This window comes from Pelosinus sp. sgz500959, assembly GCF_042610375.1.
Taxonomy (GTDB): Bacteria; Bacillota; Negativicutes; order DSM-13327; family DSM-13327; genus CTSoil-075.
This window is the reverse complement of record NZ_JBGJZL010000006.1, coordinates 70,681-90,625: the sequence shown is the minus strand read 5'-3', so window position 1 is coordinate 90,625 and position 19,945 is coordinate 70,681. Positions and strand designations below refer to the sequence as shown.

General features: G+C 36.5%; 17 protein-coding genes. 12 read left to right on the top strand and 5 right to left on the bottom strand.

Going from position 1 to position 19,945, the window contains the following annotated elements; all coding sequences use genetic code 11:
* Nucleotides 1-70 precede the first annotated feature (70 nt).
* The 3 genes from ACAN52_RS10995 to ACAN52_RS10985 all read left to right on the top strand — a co-directional run bounded on the left by ACAN52_RS10995 (nt 71) and on the right by ACAN52_RS10985 (nt 2,410).
* Complete coding sequence (locus ACAN52_RS10995) at nt 71-373, top strand: YtxH domain-containing protein (RefSeq protein WP_378954811.1); 303 nt, start codon at nt 71-73, stop codon at nt 371-373.
* An 86-nt stretch (nt 374-459) separates the two neighbouring features.
* Nucleotides 460-825, top strand: a complete 366-nt coding sequence (locus ACAN52_RS10990; protein ID WP_378954810.1) for a hypothetical protein — start codon at nt 460-462, stop codon at nt 823-825.
* A gap of 127 nt (nt 826-952) precedes the next feature.
* Nucleotides 953-2,410: a DEAD/DEAH box helicase gene (locus ACAN52_RS10985; protein ID WP_378954809.1), complete on the top strand. Its 1,458-nt coding sequence runs from the start codon at nt 953-955 to the stop codon at nt 2,408-2,410.
* Between the two features lie 78 nt (nt 2,411-2,488).
* Here the strand turns inward: ACAN52_RS10985 and htpG are convergent, their stop codons facing one another.
* Nucleotides 2,489-4,447 carry a molecular chaperone HtpG gene (htpG, locus tag ACAN52_RS10980; protein WP_378954808.1) on the bottom strand — a complete coding sequence of 653 codons (1,959 nt, stop codon included), beginning with the start codon at nt 4,445-4,447 and terminating at the stop codon, nt 2,489-2,491.
* Between the two features lie 423 nt (nt 4,448-4,870).
* Between htpG and ACAN52_RS10975 the strand changes: the two genes are divergently transcribed.
* The 3 genes from ACAN52_RS10975 to ACAN52_RS10965 are packed head-to-tail and all read left to right on the top strand — an operon-like array spanning nt 4,871 to nt 8,381.
* The gene (locus ACAN52_RS10975; RefSeq protein WP_378954807.1) at nt 4,871-5,839 is read left to right on the top strand and encodes a TAXI family TRAP transporter solute-binding subunit; all 969 of its coding nucleotides are present in this window, start codon (nt 4,871-4,873) and stop codon (nt 5,837-5,839) included.
* An 18-nt stretch (nt 5,840-5,857) separates the two neighbouring features.
* The gene (locus ACAN52_RS10970) at nt 5,858-6,412 is read left to right on the top strand and encodes a DUF1850 domain-containing protein (RefSeq protein WP_378954806.1); all 555 of its coding nucleotides are present in this window, start codon (nt 5,858-5,860) and stop codon (nt 6,410-6,412) included.
* A 31-nt stretch (nt 6,413-6,443) separates the two neighbouring features.
* Nucleotides 6,444-8,381, top strand: a complete 1,938-nt coding sequence (locus tag ACAN52_RS10965; protein WP_378954805.1) for a TRAP transporter permease — start codon at nt 6,444-6,446, stop codon at nt 8,379-8,381.
* Between the two features lie 58 nt (nt 8,382-8,439).
* Here ACAN52_RS10965 and ACAN52_RS10960 read toward each other — a convergent pair whose 3' ends face one another.
* Nucleotides 8,440-9,807, bottom strand: coding sequence for an amidohydrolase family protein (locus ACAN52_RS10960; protein ID WP_378954804.1), 1,368 nt, complete (start codon nt 9,805-9,807; stop codon nt 8,440-8,442).
* 195 nt (nt 9,808-10,002) lie between these two features.
* On the opposite strand from ACAN52_RS10960, the gene ACAN52_RS10955 reads away from it, so the two are divergent.
* Nucleotides 10,003-10,770 (top strand): NRDE family protein, encoded by a 768-nt coding sequence (locus tag ACAN52_RS10955; RefSeq protein ID WP_378954803.1) that lies wholly within the window; start codon nt 10,003-10,005, stop codon nt 10,768-10,770.
* Between the two features lie 91 nt (nt 10,771-10,861).
* Here the strand turns inward: ACAN52_RS10955 and ACAN52_RS10950 are convergent, their stop codons facing one another.
* A complete protein-coding gene (locus ACAN52_RS10950; protein WP_378954802.1) occupies nt 10,862-11,197 on the bottom strand; it encodes a rubredoxin-like domain-containing protein in 336 nt (111 codons plus the stop codon).
* Nucleotides 11,198-11,508: 311 nt separating this feature from the next.
* Between ACAN52_RS10950 and ACAN52_RS10945 the strand changes: the two genes are divergently transcribed.
* A complete protein-coding gene (locus ACAN52_RS10945; RefSeq protein WP_378954801.1) occupies nt 11,509-13,353 on the top strand; it encodes an APC family permease in 1,845 nt (614 codons plus the stop codon).
* A gap of 6 nt (nt 13,354-13,359) precedes the next feature.
* Here the strand turns inward: ACAN52_RS10945 and ACAN52_RS10940 are convergent, their stop codons facing one another.
* Nucleotides 13,360-13,575 (bottom strand): hypothetical protein, encoded by a 216-nt coding sequence (locus ACAN52_RS10940; protein WP_378954800.1) that lies wholly within the window; start codon nt 13,573-13,575, stop codon nt 13,360-13,362.
* A 382-nt stretch (nt 13,576-13,957) separates the two neighbouring features.
* On the opposite strand from ACAN52_RS10940, the gene ACAN52_RS10935 reads away from it, so the two are divergent.
* The 3 genes from ACAN52_RS10935 to ACAN52_RS10925 all read left to right on the top strand — a co-directional run bounded on the left by ACAN52_RS10935 (nt 13,958) and on the right by ACAN52_RS10925 (nt 18,220).
* Nucleotides 13,958-14,083, top strand: coding sequence for a hypothetical protein (locus ACAN52_RS10935; RefSeq protein ID WP_378954799.1), 126 nt, complete (start codon nt 13,958-13,960; stop codon nt 14,081-14,083).
* A gap of 28 nt (nt 14,084-14,111) precedes the next feature.
* The gene (madB, locus tag ACAN52_RS10930) at nt 14,112-15,323 is read left to right on the top strand and encodes a Na+-transporting malonate decarboxylase, carboxybiotin decarboxylase subunit (RefSeq protein ID WP_378954798.1); all 1,212 of its coding nucleotides are present in this window, start codon (nt 14,112-14,114) and stop codon (nt 15,321-15,323) included.
* A gap of 314 nt (nt 15,324-15,637) precedes the next feature.
* Nucleotides 15,638-18,220 carry a RyR domain-containing protein gene (locus tag ACAN52_RS10925; RefSeq protein WP_378954797.1) on the top strand — a complete coding sequence of 861 codons (2,583 nt, stop codon included), beginning with the start codon at nt 15,638-15,640 and terminating at the stop codon, nt 18,218-18,220.
* Between the two features lie 86 nt (nt 18,221-18,306).
* Here the strand turns inward: ACAN52_RS10925 and ACAN52_RS10920 are convergent, their stop codons facing one another.
* A complete protein-coding gene (locus ACAN52_RS10920; RefSeq protein ID WP_378954796.1) occupies nt 18,307-18,843 on the bottom strand; it encodes a peroxiredoxin in 537 nt (178 codons plus the stop codon).
* Nucleotides 18,844-19,099: 256 nt separating this feature from the next.
* On the opposite strand from ACAN52_RS10920, the gene ACAN52_RS10915 reads away from it, so the two are divergent.
* Nucleotides 19,100-19,945, top strand: coding sequence for a substrate-binding domain-containing protein (locus tag ACAN52_RS10915; RefSeq protein WP_378954795.1), 846 nt, complete (start codon nt 19,100-19,102; stop codon nt 19,943-19,945).

Genomic DNA, 19,945 nt, shown 5'->3' with positions numbered 1-19,945 from the left:
AAAGTAAAGATCTGTCGAAAGTAAATGAATATAGATAGGAAAATTTATGAAATTATCGGAGGTGCTTGGAATGTCTATTATGGATTTGATTGAAAAAGGTAAAAAGAATCGTCAAAAGAAAGTGCGGGTAAAAGCATTGAAAAATGTTGCAATTGGGGCTGCCATTGGGACAACCCTAGGAGCAGTTGCTGGCGTTTTTTTAGCACCGAAATCAGGTAAAGAAAATCGTGAAGATCTTGTCAATGCAGCTAAAGAACTTCCAGAAAAAGCTAAAGAAATCGTCGAAAAGACTAAAGGAAAAGTTGAAGAAGTAAAAGAGAAAATAAAAGAAAAAAAGACTAAAAACCTTGAAGAACAAGAAGTTGAAGCATAAAATTTCCACAAGAGATCGAATGAGCGGTCGGGCAGGAATGCTCGACCGCTCATTACTAAATTTAGCAGAAAGAAGGGGTAATCATTATGTATATTTCCTTGTATGATTTGGGGCTCTTCATTCTATTTACGATTTTAATTGTTGTGAGTGGCTATTTAATTGTTGTTTTACATCGAACCTTTTGTGTCCTTGGTCATATTCTAGGTATTCTCAATACCCATAAAGATGATATTAATGAAATCATCTCAGGATTACCTGATGCATTGATTAATCTTAATGCATTGACGATCAGTTTAAAAGCGATTGCAGATCAGACCAATGATGCTTTAGATTCTTTACAAGAGAATGTAACGGATACGGTGGATGGTTTGCTCGATGGCATTGAAAGCTTTACTGTCTATGGGAAAGTCATTGGAGAAGTATTTCGACTTATCTTTTCAAAAAATGGATGAATAAGAGCAACTTTAGGAAAAACACCTACAACTTACGTATTGTAGGTGTTTTTCTATGTTATGATATGTATAATAACATAGATAGTAAAGAAAATGAAAAAATTTAAATAACGAGGTTTTAATGATCATGGATAATAAAAATATTGAACAATATGGTTTTAGCGAAGAAATAGTAAAATCCTTAACCACTTTAGGGTATGAAAATTTGACTGAGGTCCAAGGGCAGGTTATCCCTTTAATTCTCGCGGATAAGGATGTGATCGTAAGATCGCAGACAGGTAGTGGTAAGACAGCTGCTTTTGCCATTCCAATTTGTGAAAAAATAGAATTAGAACAAAGGAGTCCTCAAGTTTTAGTTTTAACGCCGACTAGGGAGTTAGCTGTACAACTAAAACAAGATATAACTAATATTGGAAGGTTTAAAAGAATCCGATGTGCGGTTGTATTTGGACGGCAACCTATGGATTTACAACGACGAGAATTAAAGCAAAGGGTACATATTATTGTTGGTACACCAGGGAGAACATTTGATCATATTGAACGAAAAAATATCAATTTAGAAGAAATTAAGTATTTGATTATTGATGAGGCCGATAAAATGCTGGATATGGGTTTTATCGAACAAGTAGAATCCATTATAAAAATATTGCCTAAAAAACGAGTGACCATGTTGTTTTCTGCAACCATGCCAGAAAAAATTGAAAATATTTGCAATCAATATATGATGAATCCGATAAAAATAGAAATTGAACCAGAACAATCAACGGAGGAACAAATTACGCAAGTCTACTATGAAGTGGAAGAACAGGAAAAATTCAATTTGATTAGTCAGGTAATTTATCAATCAAAGCCTGAGAGTTGTATTATATTTTGTAATACGAGAGAGAAGGTAGAAACAGTTTTTGAACGAATGAGAAATAAAGGTTATTTGTGTGGAAGTTTACATGGTGGATTAGAACAAAGGGATCGATTGCGCACCATTCAAAGTTTCAAGAGAGGGGAATTTCATTTTTTAATTGCTACTGATGTCGTCGCACGTGGAATTCATATTGATGATATCGCTCTTGTGATTAATTATGATATGCCACTGGATAATGAAAGTTATGTTCACCGTATTGGTAGGACGGGGCGGGCTGGAAATAGTGGCAGTGCTATGACTCTTGTTACTTCGGATGAATTTGAAGATTTATGTAAGATTGAAGAATACATTCAATATAAAATACCGAAAGGAGAAATTAGCAAGATTGAAAAAGACGAAATGGGCAAGATGGTTTTGGAGCAGAATCATAGAATTACACCAAGCGTAAAGGTTGATAAGAGTGAAATTTTAAATCAAGAAATTACTAGAATTCGCATTAATGCCGGAAAAAGAACGAAAATGAGACCAGGAGATATATTGGGAGCTATCAGCAGTGTGAATGGGGTGAATGGATCAGATATTGGTGTAATTGATGTTCAAGATACATGTTCTTATGTGGAGATTCTTGGAGAAAAAGGCCAACTTGTCATGGATGCACTTGAGCATACAAAGATAAAAGGCAAAATACACAGTATCAAAAAAGTAGGTTTTCATAGTATGTTCTAAAGAATAAAAGAAAAATGGAATTTTATAAAAAAACCAGGGGTCATCTCAATGGAATTTGAGATAACCCCTGATTTTTATTTATTTACCAATGCGTGCCATTAGGCTGGATACTTTATTTGCGAAACCGATTGGATCTTCAGGAAGGATACCTTCGATTAATAGAGCTTGGACATAAAGCAATTCACAATAATCGTTGAAAGCTTCCGAGCCAGGAGCTGTTTGGTGTAAGTTTTTCAAGGTAGTAAAAACCTCGTGATTTGGGTTAAGTTCAAGAATTCTACTTGCTTTATACATACTTTGATTCATTTCAGATAAGATTTGTTCCATGGACAAGCTGATTCCTTTATCATCGCTGACAAGGCAGACTGCACTGGATTTTAATCGATTACTAATCTTGACATCAGCGATTTTTCCAGTGAGCAGATCTTTGATAGCTTGAATAAGTGTTTCATTTTCTTTATAGATGGCTTCTGTATTCTTTTTCGCTTCGGGAGAATCGATGTCATCTAAATTTAAATCGCCACGACTAATGGATTGGAATTTTTTATCACCGTATTCTTTTAAGGCATCAATCGTAAATTCATCAACTTGATCAAAGAGATACAGAACCTCAATATTTTTTTCTTTTAGGAGTTCCATTTGTGGTAATCGTTCCACTGATGCTTGGTCTTTACCTGTTGCATAATAGATGACCTTTTGATTTTCGGCCATCCGCCCAGCGTAATCAGCTAACGTTGTTAACGTATCACTTGCATGGGAAGAGGAGAATAATAGTAAATCTTTTAATTTATCACGGCTGCTATAATCGCTATAAGCACCAATTTTAAGAGCTCTACCAAATTCTTTCCAGAATTTCTCATATTTAGCACGATCTTTAGATAAAATATTTTCTAAAGTTTTTAAGACACTTTTCTCAAGATTTTTACCAATTAGTTTTAATTGTTTGCTGTGTTGAAGAATTTCCCGGGAAATGTTCAAAGAAAAATCAGGAGAATCGACAAGGCCACGCACGAATCGTAGATACTCAGGAAGAAGGTCTTGGCAGTTATCCATAATGAAAATATGTTTGGAATAAAGACGAATTCCCGACGTTGATTTTTGACTGTAAAAATCAAAAGGAGCGCGGGATGGGATAAAGAGTAAAGAGGTGTATTCTACAGTGCCTTCAGCTTTGGAATGAACGATTTCCATTGGTTCTTCCCAATCGTGGAAAAGGTCTTTATAGAATAGTTGATATTCTTCTGTTGTGATTTCGTTCTTATTGCGAGTCCACAAAGGAGTCATTGAGTTTAGAGTACGAATTTCTACAGTTTCCGTAGCTGGTGCATCTGGAATTTCATTGCCATCAGCATCAAGAGGTTTTTCTTCTTTAATGAAATTCATTTTAATTGGATAGCGAATATAGTCAGAGTATTTCTTGATTAAATTTTCAATCGTGTATCGTTCTAAAAAGTTTTCGTCGGGACGACTTGTTGCACGGAAGTCTTCGTTGAGTTCAATAGTGATCGTCGTACCGCGTTTTTCTTTTTCACATTCTTCGATGGTATAAGTTCCGTCACCTGCAGATTGCCATTTAACACCTTTTTCTTGTCCAGGTGCCCGCGTAACCAAAGTCACTTTATCAGAGATCATGAAGGCTGAATAAAAACCTACACCGAATTGACCGATCAATTCATTATCATTTGTTGTTTCTTTTTCCTTTAATTTTTCAAGAAAACTTTTTGTGCCTGATTTAGCAATTGTTCCAATATTTTCCACAACTTCATTGTAAGTCATACCAATTCCGTTATCTGAAATTGTCAACGTATGGCTAGCTTCATCGGGAACAATAAAAATTTCAAAGTTACTATCTCCTTCAAGTAAGTCTTGGTTGGTTAACGATTCAAAACGGAGCTTATCAATGGCATCAGAAGCATTAGAAATAAGTTCACGTAAGAAAATTTCCTTATTTGTATAAATCGAATGAATCATCAGGTCCAAGAGTTGCTTGGTTTCAGCTTGAAATTCTCGAGTTTCTTTGTTAATGATTTGCGTCATATGTAGAGTCTCCTTTTCATTTTAAAGTGATTTTAGGTGTGAAACGTTGTTAGCACTCTCGTTGTATGAGTGCTAACTTTCTTTATATCATACCGCGATTAGCTTGTGAAATCAATCTTTTTTGTAGTTGAATTTATAGAAATCTATCGATTACATGAAAGATTCTTAACAAGAATTATCGAGGATGGGATTAGAGGGCTGAGCAGTGTTGTCTAAGAAGTAAGGGATATTTTTTGATAAACCAATCATATGGATATATTCTTGGTATGTTACGCGTAGTATGTAACATTCTAAAAATCAAAGAAATTAAAAAAAAGTTATCAAGGCGGAATATATTATTAATAATGGAATATATGGAAATAATGAGACTTGGATTGCACTCATTGCTTTCTAAGTTTTATAGAAATATGGAGGAGGTTAAGTATGAAGAAGCTATTTATCCTTATGATGGCTTCAATTCTCGTAATGAGTTTATTGATCGGTTGTGGTAGCCAAAAAGCAGCTGAACAGAAAGCTCCGGAGAAAAAATTTATTAATATTGCGACAGGTGGTACAGCTGGGGTTTACTATCCTCTTGGTGGTGCGATCGCTGAAATACTGAATAAAAATGTTCCTGGTATTAACGCTACGGCTCAAAGTACAGGAGCATCTGTAGCCAACATTAATATGCTTAAAGATGGTAAAGTTGAATTAGCCATGGTACAGAATGACACAGCTTACTATGCTTTTAAAGGCATCGAAATGTTCAAAGATAAACAAGTTGCCAATATGAGAGGAGTGGCGACTCTTTATAATGAAACCATTCAGATGATTGTGTTGGAAGAGAGCCCTATTAAAACTCTTAATGATTTGAAAGGGAAAAAAGTGGCCGTCGGTTCAATCGGTAGTGGGACTGAGGCAAATGCTCGTCAAATACTAGAGGCTTATGGTCTAGCATATACTGATTTAAATCCTCAATATCTTTCTTTCGGTGAAGCTGCTAATGGCTTAAAAGATGGTAATGTTGATGTTGCTTTTGTAACGGCAGGTGCTCCGACTGCGGCGATACAAGATATTGCATTTCAAAAGAAGATTAGATTACTTCCTGTAGAGGCTGACAAAGTAGATGCTTTGATTAAAAAGTATCCTTTCTATGCCAAGCAGCTAGTAAAAGCCAATACCTATCCTGGTCAAACAACAGATATTGAGACGGTAGCAGTGAAAGCTATGTTAGTTGTTCCAGAAAATCTTGATGCTGATATTGTTTATAAAATGACAAAAGCGATTTATGGAAATACTGATCGACTGAAAGCTGCTCACAAATTAGGTGAAGGTATTACAAAGGAAAGTGCTTTGGAAGGAATGCCAATACCTATTCATCCAGGAGCTGAAAAATTCTTTAAAGAAAAATAAGATTTAGGAGAAAATAAAATGCCGGGACTGTTTTTTGTACCCGGCATTTTATTTAATATAATAATGAAGAAAGTAAGTATGGAAAAAACACTTCTGACCATTTTTATTTTTCTGATTTGCATGATGCTTTATTGGTGGTTTCTTCCCTTAAAAGTTGTAATCGAAACAGAGTCGGGCATTGTACTTTCTTTGCCAACGTATCCTGAAGATTCTTTTAGTATTCGATTTATTCACTCAGTACACCAAACGCCGGTTTGGGAAAATTTTGTTGTAAAAGGAATGGATCAGCTCGTCCTTGCATCAACTGAATATCGATCTTATGGTGTTGGGATGCCCTCTTTGCCTTCGGAAGGTGTATTTACGCAACTTGCAGATCGATTTATGTTAACAAATTTGAATCGTTCTTTTAAAAAGATACCAGTCAGGGTCGGACCAGAAGGGAAATTGTCATTCATTCATCGGGAGCAGGAATACCCTCTTTACCAATGGTTTGATTCTGGAACCTTAGTAAACATAAACATTCGTTATGATTATTGGTGGTTTATTTCTCCGTGGTTTACTCAGAGACTATAATATTCTTTCAGAACTAAAAGGAGTGAGTCAATTGGCAGTCGAAGAAGAAAAACAGTTTGATGCAGATGAAATACTTAAAGAATTTGATTCAGAGGCTGATAAACGTATTTTAACTGGATTTATTGGTCGAGTTGTATCAGCCATTGCAATTTGTTTTACCCTTTTTCAATTATACACTGCTTTTTATGGTGTTCTTGATGCTCAGTTGCAACGGGCTATTCATTTGAGCTTTGGTATGGGGCTAATTTTTTTGTTATATCCAAGTCGCCGTTCTTGGTCTCGGACAAGTATACATCCTTTTGATTTGTTACTTGCCATTCTCGGTGCAGCAGTTCCTATGTATGTTGTCGTCACTTATCATCAACTTGTATTACGTGCTGGATCGGTAACTGACCTTGATTATGCAGTTGGAACTCTCGGAGTTTTAATGGTAATCGAAGGATGCCGTAGAGTTGTTGGCAAGCCGATGGTCATTGTTGCCATATTCTTTATTGCTTATGCTTTTGCTGGACCTTACCTTCCTGATATTTTAGCCCATCGCGGTGTGAGTCCAGCGGATCTAGTTGCACATTTATATTTTACAACAGAAGGTATTTTTGGAATACCTCTGGGTGTTTCATCAACTTTCATCTTTCTATTTATCTTATTTGGAGCTTATTTAGAGTCAACAGGATTGGGAAAATTTTTTATTGATATCGCTAATTCTATTGCAGGATGGGCTAGTGGCGGCCCTGCAAAAGTCACTGTTTTGGCTAGTGGTATGATGGGAACCATATCAGGTAGCTCAGTAGCAAATGTTGTAGGAGTTGGAAGTTTCACGATACCCATGATGAAAAAATTGGGTTATGACAAAGAATTTGCTGGTGGGGTGGAAGCCGCTGGATCTACAGGCGGTCAAATTATGCCACCGATTATGGGAGCTGCCGCTTTTCTAATGGCTGAATTTATTGGAATTCCTTATCTGGATGTCGTGAAAGCGGCTGTTATACCAGCACTTTTATATTACACTGGAATTTGGATCGCTGTTCATCTTGAAGCTAAGAGAAAAGGTTTAAAAGGTATCCCACGCCATGAATTACCAAAATTAAAAGAAGTTTTTTTGAATCGTGGTCATCTTGCGTTACCTTTAGTTGCCATTCTATATTTGCTTGTAGATGGGCAAACTCCAACTAAAGCTGCCCTGTGGGGGATTTTGATAGCCATTCTTTCGAGTGCATTGCGCAAATCCACTCGTATGAAACCTCATCAACTCATTGAAGGATTAGAAAAAGGTGCAAAAGGTATTTTAGGAGTACTTGTTGCCTGCGCTACTGCTGGTATTATTATTGGCGTTGTAACAAAAACTGGAGTAGGACTAAAACTGGCTGGAGGACTTATTGAACTGGCTGGTGGTATGCTGCTCCCTGTTATGTTTTTCACCATGATTACCTCTCTCATTCTAGGGATGGGGGTGCCGACAACAGCCAATTATGTAATTACAGCAACCATTGCCGCACCCGCATTAATTCAATTGGGCGTTCCCATTATAGCGGCTCATATGTTTGTATTTTATTTTGGTATCATTGCTGATATTACGCCTCCCGTTGCTTTAGCAGCTTATGCTGCGTCAGGTATATCTGGCGGAAATCCCATGAAAACAGGAATTATTGCATCCAAGCTGGCAATCGCTGCTTTTATTGTTCCTTATATGTTTGTTTACGCACCAGTACTCTTAATGGTTAAAGCCACTCCCTTTGAAGTTGTCATGGCTGCTATTTCTGCTGTGACTGGTATGTTTGGATTGGGAGTAGCCATGATTGGTTATTGGTATACAAAGGTAAATGGAGGGGTACGGGTTATTGCCTTTATAGGTGGATTAATGCTCATTGAACCAGGTCTATTGACTGATATGATTGGTATTATGCTACTCATAGGCGTTTATTTTATTCAACGTAATAAGTTAATTGCAAAGAAAAAGATAGCTGTGTAGATTGAATGGTAAAAGCCGAGCAGCTTTACAATAATGCTGCTCGGCTTTTATTATTAGATTAAATTTGATAATCATACACTGGTTTATGACAGCGAACGGCTTTACCGCCTCGTGGATTGATGATTTCACCTTTAGCAAGGATCAATTGTCCATTGATAAATACATAATCAATTCCTTCAGGGGAGGCATTTGGATGACCGAAAATTGCCTTGTCATTAATCGTATGGATATCAAACACGACAATATCAGCATCCATGCCTTCTTGAAGTCGTCCTTTAGTTGTAAAGCCAAGTGTATCAGCGGGTAGCAATGTCGCTTTGCAAATCGCTTCCATAAGATTTAATTGATATCTTTCAACAACCATTTTTCTGAAATATCGAGGAAAGCTGCCAGCAATTTGTGGATGGCCTTCTCCAGGGGCATAGGTCCCTGTATCGGTAGAAGGCATGGCATAAGGATGATTAAGTGCCATATAGATTTCTTCTTCAATCCCTGTAAAAACAACCACAGCAGCATGAGGATCATTGGCACGTAGATCACGATAAATATCCATATTCAATCGTTGACCATTATATTTGCCTGTGATGACTAAAATATCTTCCAGTTTCCACCCGTTTAACTCCATATATTCTTCGTTAAAAAGAACTGCGCTGATATGAGTTGCCCACTCAGTATACATACCGCTGTCAAACCGGATGTCAATACCGTCGGTCCGTGCCTTATTGATAACGGCAAGTGCTTCATTCATAACTCCCGTTCCATATTGATATACAAGATGGGATATTTGGATTCTTACTCCCGTTTGTCTGGCAAGAGAGATGACTTCAACAAGTGAATACATATCAATACCAGTGAGCATACGAGTATCTACTGCGACGATTCTTCCATAACGAGCAGCAATTTTACTCAGATTGATGATTTCATCATCGGAAGTACCAGGAGCGTAGGCAAGTCCGAGTGATAAACCACAAGCGCCTTCCTCAAAGGCTTTCTCTACCAGATATTCCATACGCGATAACTGTTCTGGTGTGGCAGGTTTCAGAGGATCAGTAGCACCGACTGCATCACGCAAACTGATGGAGTGACCAATGAGTTCAGCTTGATTAATAATAAATCCTTCTTTTTCTTGTGCTTCAAAGAATGAATTAATATCAAGAGGACTGAGGCCGCAGTTACCACCAACGGTCGTTGTAATTCCTTGCCTTAAAGATAATTCTCCACAATAATCATCCAAATCAATATGTCCATGCATATCTATAAAACCAGGGCAAACGACCCTGTTGGAAGCATCAAATTCTTGGGTGCCGTGGATTTCGTCAGTTGTGATTACTGCAATTTTCCCTTGAGATATACCTACGTTACTCACACAGCGAGTGCGTGTCTCTGGGTCAATGATCAAGCCATTATGAATTACGATATCAAACATCTTTTATCACCGCCTATATATTACAAAAACAATGAGCTACTATAGACTCCGATTGCTCTTTGTATGATAAATTGTATCATACTTATTGTAAAGTTTCTTCGAATATTATAAAAACTTGCTGTGGGCCAAAGTTTTACATATAATAGTGACAACATAAGATTTACGGGGATAGAACGAAGAGAGGGATGATGTAAAATGTGTTTAATTTTATTTGCCTATCAACATCACCCGAAATATTCCTTGATTGTAGCTGCAAATCGAGATGAATATTTTTCAAGGCCAAGTGCCCCAGCTGAATATTGGTCAGATCATCCCCATGTGTTAGCTGGGAGAGATCTCAAAGAATTGGGGACTTGGATGGGGATTACCATTGATGGAAATTTTGCAGCTTTAACCAATTATCGCGCCCCATCGAATCAATCGGCCACTGCTTTATCCCGCGGTCACCTCGTTAGTGATTTTCTTTGTGACAAACATTCGCCAGCCCAGTATTTAGAGTCAGTTGCACAGAAGGCTAAGCGGTATAATGGATTTAACCTACTTGTTGGCGATGGACAATCCCTATGGTATTATGGTAATCGCCAAGAAAAAGTACAACAAGTTATGCCTGGTATACATGGAATTTGTAACCATATACTCAATACACCTTGGCCTAAGCTTGAACAGGGGCGTCAACAGTTGGCACAGTGTCTTACTCAAGCAGATGTATGTGAAGATGATTTGTGGAATATTTTAAGCAACCGTCAAAAAGCTGCTGATGATGAACTGCCCATGACAGGAGTCGGACTAGAATGGGAGCGTACCTTATCTTCTATTTTTGTAGAAGGGCTAGAATATGGAACTCGTTCTTCGACCATACTACTAGTGGGATATGATGATTCTGTTAAATTTGTAGAAAGAAGCTACCATGCATCTTTAACTTCATGGCAAGAAGTTTCTTATGAGTTTAAAATCAAGCCTTAATTTGAGGAAAACTTGTATTACTCCACTCAAAAAGAAACAGGGATCTGTCTGAATAGACAAATCCCTGTTTCTTAAAGAAAATGCTAATTTATTACCATTTTCCTTTGCCAATGTGGCCTTCAAGTTCGGCCTTAGCACGTTGTTTAATAACATATCCTTCAGCAACCGCTTTTTGAAGGATGCTCACACAGTTTGGATCAAGGTTCAGTTCGATTCCTTCAAGGGACAATTTAATGATTTTATCAGTTAATGCAATGATTTCCATGTGGATATCATTTGTTCTTTCTGATTGATAAACTTTATCAGCAGCTTCAGCTGATAATTCTACAAATTTTTCGCTACCCGCTCCGCATTTTGGACAGGTGTCGTAAGGACCTTCTCCTTCATGCATAAAGTTACAGACGCTACATTTAAATAATTTTTTCATAGTTGCATCTCCTTTTGATATAATAATATTCTAATTATAGCGAAAATTAGAATATTTTGCAATAATGATTATTATATTTATAATATAATAATCATTATCATTAAGAAATAATTTTAAATAATAATAAAATGTAAAAAGAGAAATTTACATTTTATTTATTTTTATTGGTGACAGGGGAATGATATAATGATTTTGAAAAGGATTAGTGATAGGTTAGGCGTATATAATGTCGTGTAATAATGATATAGGCCATATTATGTACTATCCTAGGAACCAAATATTATTTAGACCATATGGAGGTAAAATCAAACTTGATTAGAATTATCCGTCGTCTTATTATTGGGAAGCCCCTTCATAATGAAGAAATGATGCATGAACGGCTACCAAAATGGAAAGCTCTATCTATTTTTTCATCGGATGCATTATCTTCGGTTGCATATGGACCAGAACAAGCTCTGATGATCCTAGTCGCTACACAAGGGGTTATGGCGTATGGATATTTGTCTCCAGTCATTATGGCAGTATCAGTTCTTTTGGTGATTGTCGCCTTGTCTTATGTACAAGTTTCTAAAGCCAATCCCGACGGTGGTGGTGCGTATGCCATAGCTAAAAAGAACATTGGTGAACTTCCAGCCTTAGTAGCCGCTGCCGCAGTATTTGCGGATTATGTTCTAACGGCAGCTGTTAGTGTGGCAGCTGGTACTGCAGCTATTGTGTCTGCATTTCCTGAACTAAGTGGGAAAGAAGTCGGAATCGATTTAATGGTCTTATTTTTTATTCTTATGTTGGTTAATTTGCGTGGTATACAGGAGTCATCCAGTATATTTGTATATCCTACTTATGCATTTTTATTAGGTATGATTGTACTAATTACCACAGGTATTTATCAAGCCTTTACTCATGTTGACACAATTATCCCAGTGGCATCATTGGATCGGCAGCCTTTGGATATGGCAATGTTATATATTGTATTAAGGGCATTTGCTAATGGCTGTAGTTCCATGACCGGTGTGGAAGCAATTGCCGATAGCGTACCTCTATTTAAAAAACCAGAAGCACATAATGCTGCAATTACTACATACTGGATGTCAAGCATCTTAGTGGCGATGCTTGCTGGGATTACCTTTATGATGATGCATTATCATGTAATGCCTTCTTTAGCAGAAACCGCCTTATCCCAACTTGCAGAGCATATTTTTGATCGGTCATTTTTCTACTATTATATTCAGTTCACGACGATGATTGTATTGTATCTGGCAGCCAATACAGCATATAATGGTTTACCCATACTCCTATCGATTGTTGCTAAGGATGGATATTTGCCACGATATCTTAATTCTCGGGGAGAACGGCTTACTTTCTCCAATGGAATTGTATTGCTCACCCTTGCGGCAGCTTTATTAATTATTGTTTATGGCGGAAATATTGAACACTTAATTTCCTTGTATGCGATTGGAGTATTTGTATCTTTTACCATTGCTCAATTCAGTATGGTCGTTCATTGGAGACGGGAGAAGGGATTAGGCTGGCAGGTACGAGCCATTGTGAATGGTATTGGAGCTTTCGCCACTGGTCTGGTTGTAATAATTATTACTTTAACCAAGTTTACTCATGGTGCATGGGTCGTATTAGTATTTATTCCAGTGATGGTTTTAGCATTTAAAAAAATTCGAGCCCACTATGATGATATGGCAGAACAACTCCATTTGCCACTGGAAGAAAAAATAGAAGATGATGATACAATTGCAGTGAGAAATTATATCATTGTACCGATTTCATCACCAACACGAGTGGTACTTGAATCACTGAAATTTGCCAAAACACTGAGTGCAGACATTATAGCCCTCCACATTGCTAAAGATGATGAAAGTGCTACTAAAGTCCAAAATAAATGGGAAGAATGGAATCCTGGGATTGATCTGGAAATTGTCCATTCCCCTTATCGTCTCACCATCCAACCACTACTCGATTATGTAGACGATTTACAAAAGAAGAAGAACCAGCAAGACTATATTACGGTGGTCATCCCTGAGTTTGAGACGAAGAAATGGTGGCATAGACTACTACATAACCAGACGGGATGGATATTACATGCCATGCTTGTTTTAAAGAAAAATGTAAGTGTAATAACGATACCGTATCATTTAGACAAGTAGAGAATTTCAATATAAATGTTGTTGTAATAATCTTCCATCTATCGTATAGTAGCCTGGATGGTATGTGACTCGACCATTTTTGGTCAAGTGTACATACCTGCCATCAGGGGTTCTACCTTTTAATGTACGACTAATATAGATAGAACTCTTGGGAATGTGGCCTGTACGTATATCCATTTCACTTGGCATACTGATCAAATCATCCCAGATGTTGCTTGACATTGAAGTTACCCCCTTTTTTGCGAATCATTTTAAACTGAGATTATAATTTATATGCAAAAATTTTAAAAAAAGCCCACTATGAGTAATTTTTACATAAGTTAGTAGTTGCTTTCAAGGTGATAAAGAAGACTTGATTCAGGTGGAGTTTTAACTCCACCTGAATTTTATTCGCTCTTATCTAGCGGCTTGATTATCGGGTAAAGGGTCTGTCTCTGTAATTTGAGACAGACCCTTTCGTAATTTTCCTTGTTGATTGATAGTAGGGAAAAATCATGCTTGTCATCCATTGCTAGTAGTATAGCCATATTCATAGGGGATTGGGCGCATAGAAAAGGGAATATTTGCATAAATGAAAATATAGCTTATAAAAAGGAGGCATCATATGGATATTTACACTTATTTTTTCTTTTCCTATGGTCTAACTGCGATAATCGCATTCTTTACAGTTGGAATAATATTGTTGACGAATAAGCTTATGCATATATTTGATGATATGACGAATAAATAAATTCACATTATAAATGAGGAGTTGAACTATGATGTATTATGAAATCATACAAAACTTATTTCCTGGGATTTTCTCCTTTTTTATACAAGATTCAGGAATTGTATGGGCAAGAATCGGTTTAATTATTTTTGGTTTTGCTCTTGCGTACCTTGGATTTAATCGCACTCTTGAACCGCTTATTATGGTTCCCATGGGTATTGGTATGATTGCGATTAACTCTGGGGTGTTATTTATGAAAGGTGGAGGTATTGGAAATATTTTTCTTGATCCCCTTGTATCGGACCCTAGCGCACTGCTCAATATTATGCAGATTAACTTTCTTCAGCCGATTTATAACTTTACATTTAGCAACGGGCTCATAGCTTGTTTGGTGTTTTTTGGAATTGGGGCAATGAGTGATATTGGTTTTGTACTAGCTAGACCATGGGCTAGCATGATTGTGGCTTTATTTGCAGAGCTAGGTTCCTTTGTAACTCTTGTCGTTGGTTATAAAATGGGCTTGCCAATCGGTGATGCGGCCGCAGTTGGAATCATTGGTGGTGCAGATGGTCCAATGGTACTGTTTACCTCTCTTATGTTAGCGCCAAAATTGTTTGTTCCCATTTCGATTATTGCTTATTTGTACCTTAGTTTGACTTACGCTGGATATCCATACTTGATTAAGCTAATGGTACCAGAAAAATATCGTGGTTTAGAGGTGGAAATGAAACAAGTCGATATTCCCCAAAAGCAAAAATTCCTTTTCATTTTGATTATGTGCTTTGTATTATGCCTTCTTCTTCCAGTTGCATCTCCTCTTATTATGTGTTTTTTTCTTGGAATAGCTATTCGGGAAGCAGAGATTAAACAATTCCAAAATTTTCTTGATAATACTCTTCTTTATGGTTCTACACTGTTCTTAGGTTTGCTACTTGGAGTTCTTTGCGATGCACAAACTATTATGAATCCTGAAGTTGGTATTCTCGTTCTTCTTGGTTGTCTAGCTTTATTGATTTCGGGTATTGGCGGTCTTATTGGTGGGTGGGTTGTATACTTTATTAGTAAAAATTATAACCCAGTGGTCGGTATTGCTGGCGTTTCCTGTGTGCCTTCTACGGCAAAGCTCGCTCAATACGCTGCAAGAGAAGCAAATCCCTGCGCAATGATCCTTCCTTTAGCGTTGGGGGCAAATATTAGTGGTGTCATTGTAACAGCGATTGCAACAGGCGTATTTATTTCCACAGTAGGTCTAGTTAAATAAGGAAAAAATGTTGAGATCGTAAAGACTAATAAGTAGAAGAAGGGATGGTTACTGAATTTGTGTAATTCAGCAATCATTGAAGTCTTTTTACTTTAAATTTAAAACTCCTGTAAGAATTCTAATGAGAATTTTTGCAGGAGTTTTTATTATTAGTGTGCTGAGAAAAGTAAAAGATATTATTTATCATATGATAAAAGGATTTTTTAGATAAATGCTTAATATAACATCATATCAAAGTGATATGGGTAAAGAATATAACGTAAATACAGTGAATACATTAAATGAATTTCACTGATAGCAAAGGAGATATAACGATGCAGTGTAATAATTTTAAAATTGTTGTATCTGGAGATATTTGTATCAATTCTCTTTATTGGATAACAGATCCTCAAAAAAATAATGGATTAAATTGGCAAAATAATTTAAATATGCATAGTATATTGCTACCAGGAGAAGCATTGCTGCTGACCAAACTTGTAACCTTAGCAACAGGATCTTTTGTACTTTCCCCTGAAATACAAGATTTAGAATCAGTTGTATTAAAAGAATATATCAGAGCTGTTGCTGAAGTTGAACCTTTTCCTGTATTTGCTACCAAAAAAAATAATGATAAAGTTTATCGTGTAAAACGATTTCTTGGATTTGCCGGGCCTTCAGTAGGTCAATCTAAGTTACTGCCAATTAAAAATGATGATGCAAACGCTGATATGGTGATCATCGATGATGAAAATAATGGATACCATTCTAATGAAAAGTTCTGGCCCTTAGCCTTAAAAACACCACAAAAAGAACCCATTGTTTTATATAAGATGAGCAATCCGATTAACTCTACAATTCTTTGGAAACAACTAGAAAAATATCACATTGACAAAACTATTGTCGTAATCAATAGTGATGATTTGCGTTCAAAAGGTGTGAATATCAGTAAAAGTCTTTCCTGGGAAAGGACAGCCCAAGATTTTGTGTGGCAGATTAACAACAGTCCAAATCTTGCTTTTTTAGCGCAATGTCGTCATCTTATCGTTTTATTTGGTCTTGAAGGTGCCATTTATCATCGAAATGATGGAGTTGCGGAATCGCGATTATATTTTTTGCCTTATGAATTTGAAGGTGGCTCGGTTGCAGATAGTCAAGGGAAAATGTCTGGTTTTACATCCTGTTTTGTAGCAGGAATTGCACGGAGTATTGTTTTGGGGCATGAGAGCAACGAAGAAATCGTTACATCAATTGGTGAAGGAATACGAGAAGGAATCGTTGCGACTCAAAAATACTTTATTGCAGGGTTCGGTAAAAAAATAGAAGAAGATCCTTTTCCTCATCCTGAGATTTTTATCGAAGGAGAAAATGATTTTATCTATAAAGAACATGTGCAGGATGTGGCAATACGTCTTTCGGATAATACCACTTGTCAATCTTGCTGGTATATACTAAAAGATAAGAGTTCAACTAATTTAGCTGAGATCGCCTATAGCATTGTCAAAAATGGAGTACAACATGCTCTCAAATTCATTCCAATTGCCCAGTTTGGCAATTTGCAAACAGTGGATCGTGGTGAAATTGAAAGCTATCGAAGTATTAAAAATTTGATGTGGGAGTATATTTCCACGACAAATGCTCCCCGTCCTCTTTGTATTGCCGTATTTGGTACTCCAGGCTCAGGAAAATCCTTTGGTGTAACGGAAATAGCTGCCAGTATTGCACCAACTCTCATTAAAAAATTGAATTTTAATTTGTCTCAATTGCGTACACCATTAGATTTAATTAATGCTTTTCATAAGGTAAGAGATTTTTGTTTAGAAGGCAAACTTCCTCTTGTATTTTTTGATGAATTTGATTCTGCTTTTGAAGAAAAATTAGGGTGGCTAAAATACTTCTTAGCACCAATGCAAGATGGCGTATTTAGAGAAGGGGATTCTCTACACTCAATTGGTAAGGCTATTTTTGTATTTGCTGGTGGTACAAGTAGTACTTTAAAAGAATTTTGTGGAGAGGATATTGAGGATGAACAGGAATATAAGCAGTTTTTATTAGGATTTAAGGGGGCAAAGGGACCGGATTTTCTAAGTCGTTTACGTGGTTATGTCAATATTTTGGGTCCAAATCAAACCAATCAACATAGTGATCAATTATTCATTGTTCGCCGGGCAATGTTGTTACGAGCGTTGTTAGAGCGTAAAGTGCCACATCTGATCAATGATCGGGGAGAAGCTCAAATTGATAATGGTGTATTGCGTGCACTGCTTAAAATTCCACGCTATAAACATGAATCAAGATCAATGGAAGCTATCTTAGAAATGAGTCTACTTACAAATGCGAAGAAATGGGAACAATCGTATCTACCTTCGAAAGAGCAAATGAAATTACATGTAGACGAAGAAGAGTTTTTGCGACATCTCATGCATGATACATTCTTTAGTGAGAAAATTGAAAGTCTTTCCATAGCTATTCATGAAAAATATCGAGAGCTTAATGAAGGGAATCTGAATGTCGACTCTGACTTTTTGAAAAAATGGGAAGAACTCGATGAAGATCTTAAAGAATCGGCTCGCAGTCAGGCAAGAAGGATTCCTAATGCCTTGCTTACTATTAATTATGATGTTGTTTCGGTAAAAGAGACTCCACCTATCTTAGAGTTTACGGAAAAGGAATTGGATATGCTTGCTATATATGAGCATACAAGTTGGTGTCGTTACCAAAAAAACATTGGTTGGAAGAAGGGTGATGTGAAAGATAAGATGCAAAAAACTAACCCTACACTTGTTAATTGGAGAATATTGCCGAAAGAAAAAAAGAATATGGTTTATCAGATGGTAACAATTTGGCCAGAAATTCTGGCAAATGCAAATTTTAAGATTGAACGATTGAAATTTTTGTGTGATTGTGAAACTAAGATTTAATTGTAAATTATGAAAAAACGAGGGCTGAACTCTTAAACTAGAGGTCAGCCCTTGTTTTTTTACTGCTATATCTAATGATTAGACTTTTATAGAGTTTTTTCGCCAACCTGCCAATCAATAGGGCATAGACCACCAGTTTGCAAAGCATGTAATACTCGTATAATTTCATCTACACTGCGTCCTATATTTAAATCGCTCACGACTTGGTAGCGAACGATTCCTTCTGGATCAATAATAAAGAGGCCGCGGAGAGAAATCCCCTTCTCTTCAATAAGTACACCGTAATCCTGAGCGACTTGTTTTGTAATATCAGAGGCTAAAGGGTAGTTTAGTTCGCCGAGGCCACCTTCTGATTTTGAAGCTTTTATCCAAGCTCGATGAGAATAGACACTATCAGTACTTACACCAAGTACTTCAGCACCAAGACTTTTTAATTCATCGATTCGAGAATTAAATCCTCTAATTTCTGTAGGGCAAACGAAAGTAAAATCTAAAGGATAGAAGAACAAGATAAGCCATTTTTCTTTATAATCTTCAAGTGTTACAACATGATCTAAGGTTTCAATATTTTCCGTAGTTGACATTGTGAAATCAGGGGCTTTTTGACCAACTTTAGCTACCATATAAAATCGCTCCTTTAAATTAGATAATTATTATTAATTAATAATAATACTAAAATATATGCTTGTCAAGAAATTTTACTTATTTATATAAAAAACATTGTAAATTGTATCAATATAAGTAAAAAAATAGGGATTGATGAAAGATTATAGGCAGGGAAAGAATCTGTAGTTGACGAAATGATAGAATATACCTTGATAATAATGGAATTTGATTATAAGAAATAAAGATTAAATAATTTTACAAGGGGTTATTAAAATGAAGAATTTTTTTATCCGTATCTTTACCCTATTATTTTCTTCCTTTGTAATTCTCGGTTGCTCATCTCAAACTCAGCAAATAGGTCCTAATAAGTCTGAGAAACATGAAGAATTTGTCATTGCTGGCTCGGGTAGTAATATTGCTGTGACTCGGAAATTAGTTGAAGCTTTCCAAAAGAAACAAAGTATGAAAATTGAAGTTCCAGATAGTATTGGCTCGGGTGGTGCCATTACCGGTGTTTTGCAAGGCAAAATTGATTTAGGATTAACGTCGAGATCTCTTGCTTTAAATGAAAAGGCTAGTGGATTGATAGAGATACCTTATGCCATATCAGGTCTTAGTGTTGCAGTCGGACCTGATGTTCCTGATGAAAATGTGACTTATGATGATCTTGTAAGTATCTATAAAGGGGATAAGAAGACCTGGTCTAATGGTGAGACAATTATCGTATTTTTGATGTACGAAAAGGATAGTACGAATGAAGTATTAATTAAAGAAATACCTGGATTTAAAGAAGTATTGATTGATTCCTTAAAGAATAACCGATGGCAAATATTTTATAATCAACAATCTCAAGAAGAGGCGATTGCTAAGACCCCTCATTCAATTGGATTTGTTACCATGCCTGCACTTATGGATTCAAGACTGAAGGCACTTACGGTAAATAAAGTAAAAGCATCTCCTGAAAATATGTTAAATGATAGTTACAAGTTATATAAGACCTTGAATTATATATATAAAGAACCCCTTCAGAAAGAAATGAAAGATGTTATTAATTTTACTTTCTCTAAGCAAGGTAAACAGATCATAATAGATTACGACTGTATTCCAGTCGGTCAGTGA